Annotated in this window: 11 protein-coding genes; 2 read left to right on the top strand and 9 right to left on the bottom strand. The window is 66.5% G+C overall.

What is annotated here, in order from left to right:
• Positions 1-248 precede the first annotated feature (248 nt).
• The 8 genes from AB3X96_RS04305 to AB3X96_RS04270 all read right to left on the bottom strand — a co-directional run bounded on the left by AB3X96_RS04305 (position 249) and on the right by AB3X96_RS04270 (position 10,542).
• Positions 249-2,033 carry a methyl-accepting chemotaxis protein gene (locus tag AB3X96_RS04305; RefSeq protein ID WP_368588721.1) on the bottom strand — a complete coding sequence of 595 codons (1,785 nt, stop codon included), beginning with the start codon at positions 2,031-2,033 and terminating at the stop codon, positions 249-251.
• 362 nt (positions 2,034-2,395) lie between these two features.
• Complete coding sequence (rbsK, locus tag AB3X96_RS04300) at positions 2,396-3,325, bottom strand: ribokinase (RefSeq protein WP_368588720.1); 930 nt, start codon at positions 3,323-3,325, stop codon at positions 2,396-2,398.
• 48 nt (positions 3,326-3,373) lie between these two features.
• Entirely contained in the window at positions 3,374-4,417 is a 1,044-nt protein-coding gene (locus tag AB3X96_RS04295) for a LacI family DNA-binding transcriptional regulator (protein ID WP_368588719.1), read from the bottom strand.
• 115 nt (positions 4,418-4,532) lie between these two features.
• On the bottom strand, positions 4,533-5,648 hold the full coding sequence (locus AB3X96_RS04290; protein WP_176108369.1) for an ABC transporter permease: 1,116 nt from the start codon (positions 5,646-5,648) through the stop codon (positions 4,533-4,535).
• Positions 5,648-7,240 carry a sugar ABC transporter ATP-binding protein gene (locus AB3X96_RS04285; protein ID WP_368588718.1) on the bottom strand — a complete coding sequence of 531 codons (1,593 nt, stop codon included), beginning with the start codon at positions 7,238-7,240 and terminating at the stop codon, positions 5,648-5,650. Before AB3X96_RS04285 ends, AB3X96_RS04290 begins: the two co-directional genes overlap by 1 nt.
• 355 nt (positions 7,241-7,595) lie before the next feature.
• Positions 7,596-8,570, bottom strand: a complete 975-nt coding sequence (locus AB3X96_RS04280) for a sugar ABC transporter substrate-binding protein (protein WP_176108367.1) — start codon at positions 8,568-8,570, stop codon at positions 7,596-7,598.
• 315 nt (positions 8,571-8,885) lie between these two features.
• Positions 8,886-9,863, bottom strand: coding sequence for a magnesium/cobalt transporter CorA (gene corA, locus AB3X96_RS04275; protein WP_368588717.1), 978 nt, complete (start codon positions 9,861-9,863; stop codon positions 8,886-8,888).
• A 199-nt stretch (positions 9,864-10,062) separates the two neighbouring features.
• Complete coding sequence (locus tag AB3X96_RS04270) at positions 10,063-10,542, bottom strand: hypothetical protein (protein WP_368588716.1); 480 nt, start codon at positions 10,540-10,542, stop codon at positions 10,063-10,065.
• A 238-nt stretch (positions 10,543-10,780) separates the two neighbouring features.
• On the opposite strand from AB3X96_RS04270, the gene cydX reads away from it, so the two are divergent.
• Both cydX and AB3X96_RS04260 read left to right on the top strand, forming a co-directional pair.
• Complete coding sequence (cydX, locus tag AB3X96_RS04265) at positions 10,781-10,927, top strand: cytochrome bd-I oxidase subunit CydX (RefSeq protein ID WP_026228716.1); 147 nt, start codon at positions 10,781-10,783, stop codon at positions 10,925-10,927.
• Positions 10,924-11,505, top strand: coding sequence for an AAA family ATPase (locus AB3X96_RS04260; protein WP_368588715.1), 582 nt, complete (start codon positions 10,924-10,926; stop codon positions 11,503-11,505). The genes cydX and AB3X96_RS04260 overlap by 4 nt, the downstream gene beginning before the upstream one ends.
• A 110-nt stretch (positions 11,506-11,615) precedes the next feature.
• Here AB3X96_RS04260 and AB3X96_RS04255 read toward each other — a convergent pair whose 3' ends face one another.
• Positions 11,616-12,713 carry a saccharopine dehydrogenase C-terminal domain-containing protein gene (locus AB3X96_RS04255; RefSeq protein WP_368588714.1) on the bottom strand — a complete coding sequence of 366 codons (1,098 nt, stop codon included), beginning with the start codon at positions 12,711-12,713 and terminating at the stop codon, positions 11,616-11,618.
• Positions 12,714-12,945: the final 232 nt, after the last annotated feature.

Here is a 12,945-nt window from a genome sequence, read left to right as displayed (position 1 = left end):
ATGTACCGGATCGCGACAGGCGCCGGTGAAAGCCAGGCCGCGCGCAAACGTTATTTCTTGCGCGAGCCGAAAAAAAACCGCACCTGGGGACCCAGGCGCGGCTTTTCGCGAAGCGATCGTCGTTCGTACGACGCGGATGCCAGACAGCCAGCGAGCGGACGGGAACGGATGTTGCGACGAACGGCGCGTGTTCAATCACCTAACGCGCGACAGCGCCGCCGCCCATGTACACGTGAAGCCGAGCCCTCTCAGAAGGTCTCCCAATCCTGATCACCGCCCGCCGTCGCCGCGGACCTGGCCGGCGCGCGGGTGGGCGCGGGCGCGGCGGCAGCCTGCGGCGCGACACCGGCCACTGTCGCTGCCTTCGCCGGCATCGCCGCCTGCGCCGTAGCCGGCGTGAGCTTGCGTGCGCGCGCGGCGACCGGGCTCGTGGACACCGGGCGCTTCGGCGCCGCAAGCGCGGACGCCCCGTCGTGACCGCCACGGCCGCTGTCGTCGAGCTGGAACACCGCGACCACGTTGCGCAACCGGGCGGCCTGCTGCTCGAGCGACGACGCCGCGGCGGCCGCTTCCTCGACGAGCGCCGCGTTCTGCTGCGTAACCTCGTCCATCTGCGTGACCGCGCGCGCAACCTGGTCGATGCCGCCGCTCTGCTCTTCGGACGCCGACGCGATCTCGCCCATGATGTCGGTCACGCGCTGCACCGCGCCGATGATTTCGCTCATCGTGCGGCCGGCCTCGTCGACCAGCGCCGAGCCCGACTGCACGCGCTCGACCGACGTATCGATCAGCTCCTTGATCTCCTTGGCCGCCGCCGACGAACGCTGCGCGAGGCTGCGCACCTCGCCCGCGACGACCGCGAAGCCGCGCCCTTCCTCGCCGGCGCGCGCCGCCTCGACGGCTGCGTTCAGCGCGAGGATGTTGGTCTGGAAGGCGATGCCCTCGATGATCGAGATGATGTCGGCGATCTTCGCCGAACTCTGGTTGATGTCACCCATCGTGCCGACCACCTGGCCGACCACCGCGCTGCCCTTATTGGCGATCTCCGACGCGCTGGCGGCCAGCGCGCTCGCCTGTCGGGCGTTATCGGCGTTCTGGCGTACGGTGCCGGTCAGCTGCTCCATGCTCGACGCGGTTTCCTGCAGCGCGGACGCCTGCTCTTCAGTGCGCGACGACAGATCGACGTTGCCCGCCGCGATCTGCTGCGTCGCGGTCGCGATCGACTCGCTGCCGCCGCGCACGCTGCGCACCGTTTCGGTGAGGCTGCGCTGCATTCTGGCGATTCCTTCGAGCAGTTGCCCCATTTCGTCGCGCGAAGTCACGACCACCGGACGACGCAGATCGCCGGCCGCGATCGCCTCGAAGTGGCCGAGCGCTTCGTCGAGCGGCCGCGCGATCGCGCGGCTCAGCGTCAGATACGACAGCGCCGCCGCCAGCACGCCGAGCACCAGCGCGCCGATGCTGACCATCCGGAACACGTGGAAACTGTTCTGCGCCGAATCGAAGCCCTGCTTCGCCGAATCGAACTGATATTTGCGCAGTGCGTCGTCGGCGCCGACGAGGTCATTGAAGACGGCCTGCAGATTCTTCGCGTGCTCAACCAGCTTGCTCTGATCGTTCGCCTCGATTGCCGTCGCGAACGCTTCGAGCTGCTGATGCAGCGTGTTGCGCTTCGCGGCGACGTCCTGCGCGAGCCGGTCTTCGTCCGCGTCGCGCGGCAGATCGAGATATTTTTTCCACCACATGTCCGACGTGCTGCCGAGCATGCGCGCACGCTCGATCGTGGATGCCGCTTCCGGCGTGCCGACGAGGAACGCGGCGCGGTCGAGCGCGAGTCGCTCGCGCGCCGCGTACATTTCCGCGTTGCCGATGTTCACGGCGCTCGGCATCGCATCGGTGAAAGTGGCTTCATGGGCGTCGTTCGAACGGCCCATGCCGAACAGACCGAAAACGCCGATCGCAACCAGCAACGCGGCGAGGAACGCCATCGTGAGTCCAATTCGCGCCTTGATCGTGATGCCTTTATTCAACATGCTTGGTCCTGTGTGCTGTACTCGATGAGAGACTGCTGCTTGCGCAGCGTGGGGGCGGCGTGAGTTTGGGTCCGGCGCTGTTTTTGAGTCATTGCTCTAACTACCGTTTACGGCAGCGCGTTCATAGACTTGAAGCAATTAAAAGGTATGAACAAAGACGATGTAAGACGTTGAAAGCGAGTTGACGGCAGACGTGTGGGCTCGCGTCGCGTTGGGGAAACGCGACGGTATTCGTCAAAGCACCACTTTTGACGTTTGAACGGCGGGGAATTGGGCGGATTGCGAGCCGTACGGAATCGCCCGAAGCGATCGCAGCACAGCGCCGTCAGGCGGCTCGCGGGGGCGCTAAAGCCGCGATGGCATCAGCCCAACGCGTCGACTTCGGCGCGCGTCGGAATCGACGGCTGTGCGCCCGCGCGCGTCACCGAAAGCGCGGCGGCGCGTTGCGCGAAGCGGATCGCCGCTTCGACGCTCGCACCCTGGGCGAGCTGCGCCGCGAAGCCGCCGATGAAGGTGTCGCCGGCCGCGGTCGTATCGACCGCCTCGACGCGCGGCGCGTCGTACAGCGTCGCGGCCGCGCCTTCGAGCGCCGCGTGCACGCCGCGCGCACCGAGCGTGACCAGCACGTTGCGCACGCCGGCCGCGCGCAATGCGGCGGCGGCTCGCGCGGCGTCCGCGGGCGAGTCGACGGCGACACCGCTCAGCGCGGCGGCTTCGAGTTCGTTTGGAATCAGGTAATCGATCAGCGGCAACCAGGCGGCCGGCAATGGGCCGGTAGCCGGCGCCGGGTTGAGGATCACGATCTTCCCGAGGCGCCGCGCCGCGGCCAGCGCCGCATGCACCGATTCGGGCGGGGTTTCGAGCTGGCAGATCACGACGTCGGCGGCGGCGAGCGCCGCTTCGTGTCGCGCGATGCTGGCCGGCGTGAGCTCGCCGTTGCTGCCCGCGACGATTACGATCGTGTTCTGGCTCGCATCGTCGACGACGATCAGCGCCACGCCGCTCGGTTCGCTGCCGGTTTCGAGCGCCGCACAGTCGATGTGCTCCGCTTCGAGGCCCGCGCGCAGTTGCGCGCCGTTCGCATCGGTACCGACGCAGCCGAGCATCGACACCTGCGCGCCGAGCCGCGCGGCGGCGACCGCCTGGTTGCCGCCCTTGCCGCCCGCGACCTGCGCGAAGCCGCGGCCGGCCAGCGTTTCGCCCGGCTGCGGCAGGCGCGGCGAGCGCACCACGAGGTCCATGTTCAGACTACCGACCACCGTGACGCGTGAACGCGTTGGGTTGCTTGCCACTCGTGTGCCCTCCATTGCGCGACGTGTCGCGTTGCTATCGCGGGCGCGTCAGGCCGCCAGATTCCGCCGTGCGTCTCCCGCCCATGTCGCGGTGGACTCGCGCACGATCAGCCGCGGCGACACCACCCGCCGGCGCGCCGGGCTGCGCGCGGTGCTGTTCGACGGCGCCTCGGCGATCCGGTCGATCAGCGTCTGCGCGGCCGTGTCGCCAAGCGCGCGCACCGACTGCCCGACCGTCGACAGCGACGGGAACGTGAAGCGGCCCAGCTCGATATCGTCGAAACCGATGATCGAGCAATCGCGCGGCACGCTGATATTGCGCTCCGCCGCCGCGCGCAACGCGCCGATGCCCATCATGTCGTTGACCGCGAAAATCGCCGACGGCCTGACCGTGTCGAACAGCTGCGCGGCCGCGCGGTGGCCGCCCGTCCCCGAAAAATCGCTTTCGACGATCGCATCGGCGGCAATCTCGATGCCGCGCTCGGCCATCGCGCGAATGAAGCCGTGCACGCGCATCGCGCCGACCGCGGTCTCCACCGGCCCCGTGATGCAGCCGATCCGCACATGCCCGAGCTCGAGCAGATGACGGGTGGCGAGGTAAGCGCCCTTCTCGTGATCGATCTGCACGAGGTCCGCGTTGACCCCCTCGATGTTGCGGTCCACCACGACGAGCGGCTCGCGCGAGTCGGCGAGCGTCTGCGCGAGCACGGCGTCGTCACCGGCCGACGCGACGATCAGCCCGTCGATGCGCTTTTCCTGCAACACGCGCAGATAGTTGCGCTGCTTCGCGGGGTCATCGTCGGAGTTGCAGAAGAACACGCAGTAGCCGTTGCGCGCGCAGCCGTCCTCGATGCCGCGCGCGAGCTCCGCGAAATACGGGTTGGTGCTGTTCGGCACCACCAGTCCGATCGTCGCGGTCGCGCGCGCCTTCAGCGAGCGCGCCACCGCCGACGGCACATAGTGCAGTTGACGAATCGCGTGCTCGACTTTCGCGCGCACATCGGCCGACACCGGCCGCGAGTTGTTCACGACGTGCGATACCGTCGTGAACGACACGCCCGCCACGGCCGCTACATCCTTGATCGTCGCCATAACCTGTTGCTCTCCTACTGCCTGTTGTTCCCGCCGGATGCGCCGCCTGGCGACCCGCGGACGTCTTCATCGAAGACACACCACACTGATTCATCGTTGCGCCGCGGCGCACCCCTCAGCCGCGTTTGCGGTGACTGCGGTAGGTATCGAGCACCACCGCCACCACGATCACCGCGCCGGTGATCATGCGCTTGGTCGGCTCGTTCGCGCCGATCTGCGCGAGGCCCGCCGCCAGCACCGAAATGATCAGCACGCCAAAGAACGTGCTGATCACCGAACCACGCCCGCCCATCAGACTCGTGCCGCCGATCACGACCGCCGCGATCACCTGCAGTTCGAGGCCGACGCCCGCATTCGGATCGGCCGCCTCGAGCCGCGAAATCTGGAACAACGCCGCGAGTCCCGACAGCGCGCCCATCAGCGCGAATACGATCACCTTGTACGGCCGCGGATTGACGCCCGCGAGCCGCACCGCTTCCTCGTTGGTGCCGATGCCGACCAGATAGCGCCCGAACACCGTGCGCGTCAGCACCAGTTGCGCGATCACCATCACCGCGACCGCGACCAGAAAGGCCGGCGAGATGCCGAGCGCGATCGGGTTCGACAGAAAATCGAACGCGTCGCCGATATACGCGGTGCGCGAATTGGTCATCTGGTACGCCATGCCGCGCGCCGCCTCGAGCACCCCGAGCGACACGATGAACGACGGAATCCGCCAGCCCACCGTCACCGCGCCGGTCACGGTGCCGGTCAGCGCCGCGACCGCGACACCGAGCAGCGCCCCCGCGGCCGGCCCCCAGCCCCACTTCAGCGTCACCACGCTGACTACCGACGCCCCGAGCGCGAGCACCGACCCGACCGACAGATCGATCCCCGCGATGATCAGCACGAAGGTCATGCCGACCGACATCACGACGAGATCCGGAATCTGGTTCGCGATCGTGCTGAACGTGTCGTAGGTCAGAAAGTGCGAACTCAGCAGCGAGAACAGCACGATCATCGCGAGCAGCGCGCCGGCGAGGCCCAGGTAGTTCGAAAAGCCGAGCCGCGTGCCGGCCGGCTTGCCGCTCGCAAGCGGCGCCGACGGATCGGCCGGCGGTGTCACGACGGGCGCGTCCGGCGCGCCGGCTGGCTTTTCGCCTGGCTTGCCGCCCTGCTGGTCACCCTGCTTGTCGCCCCGTTTGTCGCCCTGCTTGACACCCGCCGCCTCGCGCCACGGTTGATCGGTCATCACAGACTCCCTGCTTCGTTGACGCCGTGCGTGTGCAGCAGCGCCTCGCGGCCGCGGTAGCCGGCGAACGCGGCCGCGAGCAGCGCATCCTGGCTCCAGTTCGCGCGCTCGAACACTCCGGTCATGCTGCCCGCCGACATCACGCCGATCCGGTCGCAGATCAGCATCAGCTCGCGCAGATCGCTCGACACCACGACCAGCGCGCGGCCGTCGCGAGCGAGCGCGCCCATCAGGCCGTAGATATCGAACTTCGCGCCGACGTCGATGCCGCGCGTCGGTTCGTCGAACAACAGCACGCGGCAGTCGCGCGCGAGCCAGCGGCCGATCACGACCTTCTGCTGATTCCCGCCCGACAGCTCGCCGACGATCTGCGCGGGCCCCGAGCTGCGAATCCGCATCGCGGCGATCTGCTTGTTCGCCAGCGCGTTCTCGCGCTTCGCGTCGACCACGCCATGCCGCGCGACGCTGCCGAGATTGCCGAGCGACAGGTTGGCCGCGATCGGCTGCGGCAGCAGCAGGCCTTCGCCTTTGCGGTCCTCGGTGATCAGCGCGATGCCCGCGCGCACCGCGTCCGCCGGCGAGTCGATCTGCACCGGCGTGGGCGGCGCGCCTGGCGTCGCGGCGAGCGACACGCTGCCGCCGTCCTTGCGGTCGGCGCCGTAGATGAGCCGCATCAGCTCGGTGCGGCCCGCGCCGATCAGCCCGCTGACGCCGAAAATCTCGCCCGCGCGCACCTCGAACGACACGTCGCGCACGACCTTGCCGCGCGCGAGCCGCTCCACTTTCAACAGCGGCGCGCCGATGTTGCGCGCGCCAAGATCGATATGCTCGCCGAGCTCGCGGCCGACCATCCACGTGACGATCTGCTCGCTCGTCAGATTCGCCATCGCGTCGACATGCACGAGGCGGCCGTCGCGCAGCACCGCGACCCGTTCGGCGACGCGCGCCAGCTCTTCGAGCCGATGCGAGATATAGACGAGCCCGACGCCGCGCGCCTTCAACCGACCGATCTGCTCGAACAGCAGATCGACCTCGCGCGCGGTCAGCATCGCGGTCGGCTCGTCGAGTATCAGCACGCGGCAGTCGCCGATCAGGTTACGGGCGATCTCGACCATCTGCTGATGACCGATACCGAGTTCGCCGACCAGCGTGTCGGGATCGATCGCGTCGAGCCCGACCTGCGCCATCGCCTCGCGCGCGTTCTCCCGCAGCTTGCCGCGATCGATCCAGCCGAAGCTGAACGCGCCCGCGCGCGGCAGCCGGTTCAGGAACAGGTTCTCGGCGACCGACAAGGTCGGCAGCAGATTCAACTCCTGCATCACCATGCGCACGCCGAGCGCCTCGGCCTCGGTGCGGCTCGCGGGCGCGTACGGCGCGCCGGCGAGCTGCATCGTGCCCGCGCTCGGCTCCACCAGCCCGCCGACGATCTTCGACAGCGTGCTCTTGCCCGCGCCGTTTTCGCCGGTCAATGCCAATACCTCGCCTGCTCGCAGCGACAACGATACGTCGGCGAGCACCGGTTCGGCATAGGTCTTGCCGATGCCGCTGACGCTCAGCACGACAGGCAAGGCGTCGTGGTCGGTCGAATCCATCGCGCTCCTGATTGCATGGCGCCTCTGGCGCCTTCGTGACACCCTGGCGCTGGTCCGCTGCGCTTGCCGCACAGCACATCGCTCCTGGCTGCCACGAGTCATGCCGGCCCACTGCGCGGAATGCGCAGGCGCTCACGGCCGCGCTTCTCTCATCGCGCGAGCCGCCGTCATGACGCTTATCTCTGGAATTAACGGCGGCCGGGCGGAATTCTTGAGCGTTCGTTGAATAAAAGCGGATCGGCGGGTTGCCGCATTGCCGCTGAAGCGAGCGATGCGCGCTTCGCGGCGACATTGGCGGTTTCCGCGAGCCTGTCCGGCCGCGCCCGGCTCGCGCTCGACGCCGGGCGCGCCGCGCTTACTTCAGCGTGTCCTTCGTCACCAGCACGACCGGCGTTTCGACGACGCCCGACAACTCCGACTGCTTCCTGTTTTCGCTCAACGCCTTCAGCGCGGTATCGATGCCGAACACGGCCTGCTTCGCCGCGAACTGGTCGGCGGTGGCGAGCACGCGGCCGTCCTTCAGCATCGGATGGATCGCGTTGATGTTGTCGTAGCCGACCACCTGCACCTTGCCCTGCTTGCCGGCCGCGCGCACGGCCGACACCGCGCCGATCGCCATGTTGTCGTTGCCGGCGAGCAGCGCCTTCAGGTTCGGATATTCATTCAGCATCGCCGACGCGACCGCGTTGCCCTTGTCGATTTCCCACTCGCCCGACTGCACCGACACGATCTTCGCGCCGACTGCCTGCATCGCGTCCTTGAAGCCCGCGGTACGCTGCTGCGCGTTGGTGGTGGTCGATACGCCTTCGAGGATGCCGACCTCGTCGCCGGCCTTCAGCCGCTTCGCGAGGTAGTCGCCGACGAGCCGCGCGCCCTTGCGGTTGTCGGGGCCGACGAACGGCACGTTCAGGTCTTTCGACTTCAGCACGTCCTGATCGAGCCGGTTGTCGATGTTGACGACAATGATGCCCGCGTCGACGGCCTTCTTGACGACCGGTACGAGCGCCTTCGAATCGGCCGGCGCGAGCACGATCGCGTCGACCTTCGACACGATCATCTGCTCGACGATGCGGATCTGGTTGGCGGTGTCGGTTTCGTCCTTGATGCCGTTGGTGATCAGGTCGAACTTGGCCGGGTTCTGCTTCTGATAGTCCTTCGCGCCGGTCTCCATGGTCAGGAAGAACTCGTTGGCGAGCGACTTCATCACCAGCGCGACCTTGGGTTTATGAGCCGGGGCGTTCTGCGCGTGGGCGACGGAAAATGGCAGGACGGCGGAGGCGGTGGCGAGAACTGCGGCGGCAAGAATGCGACGACGGGTTCGATGGCTCATGCGTATCTCCAAGGTTGTCAGGCTCGCGGGCGAGCCGTATTTTTTGTGATGCGCAAACGTTTGCGAGGCCTATTCTCAACGCTAGCTTTTCGGAATGTCAACGATTCGCAGTGTTGCAACGCACCGGCGCGCAGCATGTGCGGCGCCGCGATGCGCTCGATCGATCCGGGCAGCGTGTGGCAAGGTCCCCTCGCTCAGTCCGTGCAGTCGAGAACGCCGATGCATCGCGTGCGGCGCGACACACCGGCCGCTTATGCTGGCCTGGTATTGCGCGCGCTGCAAGCGAAACCGCGAGGATCTTGAAAGGCGTGCCGGCTACAGCCAGCCGGCTTTGCGAAAGCGCCGGTACAGCACGAAGTCGATCGCCAGCATCACGATCAGCACGACCGGATAGCCGAACTTGAAATGCAGCTCGGGAATGCGCTCGAAGTTCATCCCGTAGATACCGGCGATCATCGTCGGCACCGCGAACAGCGCCGCGAACGAGCCGAGCCGCTTGGTGATTTCGCTCTCGGCGAGCGAGATCATGCCGAGGTTCACCTGCACCGCTGTGACGACGATTTCGCGGCGCCCCTCGATGGTTCTGACGATCCGGTCGAGGTGGTCGTAGACATCGCGGAAGTACGCCTGCATGCCGGAGCAGATGCTCGGAATGCGCCCGCCGGTCAGTTTGCCCACCGCTTCGCGCAGCGGCAGGATGTGGTGTTGCAGGGTCACGAGCCGGCGCTTCATCGTGTACAGGTCCTGCACGATCGCGCGCGAGGCGGCCGAATCGTTCTTCTCGAAGATGCGGTCCTCGAGCGCTTCGAGCTCGGTGCTCATCGCCTCGACGATCGGGAAATAACGGTCGACCACGTCGTCGATCAGCGCATACAGCACGAACGCCGAGCCTTCCTTCAACAGATGCGGCTCGTGCTCGCAGCGCGTTCGCACGCTCTGAAAACCGGCGCGCGTGCCGCGCCGCACCGACAGCACATAGTTGTTGCCGACGAATACGGCGACTTCGCCGATCACGAACTCGCCGTTCTCGTCCATCTCGACCGTGTGCATCACGGTGAACAGCGAATCGCCGTACTCCTCGATCTTCGGGCGCTGATGGCCGTGTTGCGCATCTTCGATCGCGAGTTCGTGCAGATTGAACTCCTCTTTCATGACCGCGAGTTCGTCGGGGCTCGGGTCTTTCAATGCGACCCAGACGAAGCACTCGGGCCGCGCGACGTAGTCGCTGATGGCGTCGATATCGATGTCGGCGAGCTTACGGCCGTCCTGATAGGCGGCGCAATTGATCAGCATGTTCGGATTACCCTGGAAACGAAAACAGACCGGGCCGCCCTCTCGCGTAAGCGTTGCGTAAGACGGGCGACCGGTCTCGCGTGAACGGACAAGCACGCTTTCAGCAGGCTTGGATCAGCCGCCATGTTAAGGCGCGCTGCGTAAGGCGCGCGTTTCGAATTGTTAATGCCCGGCCGCATTGCTACTGCGGCTACCGCGGCTACTGCGCGACCCGCTGCAGGCCGATGCGGTGATCGTCGTTGAACGTGACCGACGCGCGGTTCGTGTAGCGCGGGTCGGCCGTCACGATGAAGTTCAGTTCGACGACCGGATCGAACTGCGTCGATACACCGATCCGATGCGTGCCGGGCGGCAGATAGAACACCACGTGCTCGCCGTTCATCAGGTCGGTCACGCGCTCGCCGTCGATATAGACGAGCGCATCGCGGAACCGCACGATAACGTCGCGCGAACGCTCGCGCCGCACGTCCACCGCGACGAGGCCGGGGCCCGGCTGCGTATAGCCCTGTCTGACGATGCGCTCGGCCGGCACCGATTTGAACGGCACCGGCTCGGCCGGCGTCGACGCGCAGCCGGCTAGCGAGAGCACGCTGAGCACGCTGAGCACGCTGAGCGCGACGCCTGCGGCCAACGCGGCGCGGCGTGCGGCCCGGCCGCGGCAAGACAGGCGCATCGGCATGCTGGTTCTCCCGTGTGCTCTCGACGTTGGGCCGAGTTTGTGACTGCGCGGTGCGGGTCTTACGCATGACTGTCCCGCATCATAGCAACGCGCGCGGAACTCGGGCGCCGCGCCCTCTTGCATGGCGCGGCGTTCTTCTTCATGATCGTTGAAGGCGGCCGCGCTCATGGCAGGCCGTCGTGGGTAACTGGCAAGCCTGTCGATTGGCGTCGCCGGACGCACGATCAAGGAGACTGCGATGTGGTATTTCACCTGGATTCTCGGCGTGGGTGTGGCGCTCGGCTTCGGCATCATCAACGTGATGTGGCTCGAGACCAACGGCAAGTTCGCGCGCGACCCGCGCCCCGATGCGGCCGCCGCGCCGCGTGAGGACAAGCCTGCGTGACTTCTCTGGTTTTCTTTTGCGGTCATGCGGGCACGGGCAAGACGACGCTGGCGAAAAAACTGTTCGGCCCGCTGATGAAAGCGAGCGGCACCCCCTTCTGCCTGCTCGACAAGGACACGCTGTACGGCGGCTATAGCGCGGCCGCGATGGCGATGGTGACCGGCGATCCGAACGATCGCGACAGCCCTCTTTTCCTGCAGCATCTGCGCGACCCCGAATATCGCGGCCTCATCGATACCGCGCGCGACAATCTCGAACTCGGCATCAGCGCATTGGTCGTCGGCCCGCTGTCGCGCGAGGTGCGCGAGCGGCGACTGTTCGATCATGCGTGGCTCGGCGTCGAGCCGGACGTGAGATTGCGTGTCGTGTGGGTGCGGACCTCGGAGGACGTGGCTCGGCAGCGGATCGTCGCGCGCGCGAATCCCAACGATGCGTACAAGCTCGCGCAGTGGGACGATTACCGGCGGCGGCGCTTCGAGCCGAGCGGCGCGAGCCGCGAGGGTCTGCTGATGTTCGACAATACCGCGCCCAGTTCGGCGGACTATCAAGCGCTCGTTGCGCAAATCGTGGCTGGGTGACGGCCACGCGAGTGCGGTGCAGCGCAGCCCCGCTGACCGGCTGAAAAACGAAAAATCCCCGTACGTCAGTGACGTACGGGGATTTTCATTTGGCGCGAGCTATTCGAACCTCAAACCGTCACCGCCGCCTCCAGTGCCTGCCCTTCGTACAGCTTGCCGAAGCGGTTTGCGAGGAAATCGCCAAGCGACACCTGCTCCTGCCGCACGAAGCCCTTTTGCGGCAGCTTGCGCTCGCGGAACAGATCGAGCACCGCGCACATCGCGCCGGCGGTGGTGATCTGGATCGCGCTCATCGGCACGCCGCACACGGTCTTCGCGAAGATCTTGCGCGTGAATACCTCCTGCACGAGCTGACCGTCGCGCATGCCGCTCACGGTGATGAACACCAGCACGACGTCCTGCGCGGTCGATGGCACCGAGCGGCGCATGATGGTCTTCAAGGTATCGCGGTCGCTCGACAGACGCAGGTCTTCCAGCAGGAACTGCATCAGGTTGCGATGTCCCGGATAGCGCACCGACTTGTAGTCGAGCGATTCGACGCGGCCCGCCAGCGTCTCGCACAGCGTGCCCAACCCGCCCGACGTGTTGAACGCTTCGTACTCAGTGCCGTCGAGCGAGAAATGCTCGAGACCTTCGAGCGGCTGCACCCACTGCGTGCGGCCGTCGCGGATCGCCTCGCACGGCTGGCAGTACTCGTTGATCAGGCCGTCGACGCTCCACGTCAGGTTGTACTTCAGCGCATTGGTCGGAAACTCGGGCAGCGCGCCGACGCGCATCTTCACGTCGCGGATTTCCGTGAAGCGATTCGCAAGCTCGTGCGCGGCAATGCCGATGAAGCCCGGCGCGAGACCGCACTGCGGCATGAACGCGTGATCGGCATCGTCTGCGATCGCGCGGATCGCGTGCGTCGCGCGCACGTCCTCGGTCAGGTCGAAGTAATGGACACCCGCGCCCTTCGCGGCCGATGCGACGTTCACCGCGAGGTAGTACGGCAGCGCGTTGATCAGCACGTCGAAGCCCTGGATCGCGGCGCGCAGCACGGCGGCGTCGGCGGAATCGATGCGGCGGGTCGGAATGCCCTGGGCGGCGAGCTTGTCGAGTGCGTGCTGATCGCGGTCGAAGGCGACGACTTCGTAGTCGCCCGTCTCGCGCAGCATATGAGCAATGGTGTGACCGATCAGACCTGCGCCAACGATAGCTACTTTCATCTGCTTCTCCTTGTTATCCATGTGCTGTCTCTGAGCTTGGGAAGTGCGCCGCGTATTGCGCGCGGCGCCTGCGGGCCGAACCCTTGAACGACAGTGTAGGAAGAAGCAAAAACAGTTCATACGCGCAAAATGCTGCGGTATGACCACCAGATTCGACGTTCCGACGAACTTCTCAAACGATTCGTCGAAAACGCGTAAAAAACGCGTATACGACGGACCGTCGAAGCATTCG

The sequence above is a fragment of the Paraburkholderia sp. BR13439 genome, from assembly GCF_040948805.1.
In the GTDB taxonomy this organism is placed as follows: domain Bacteria; phylum Pseudomonadota; class Gammaproteobacteria; order Burkholderiales; family Burkholderiaceae; genus Paraburkholderia; species Paraburkholderia youngii.
The sequence above is the reverse complement of the archived record's forward strand: the minus strand, read 5'-3'. Positions and strand labels throughout refer to the sequence as shown.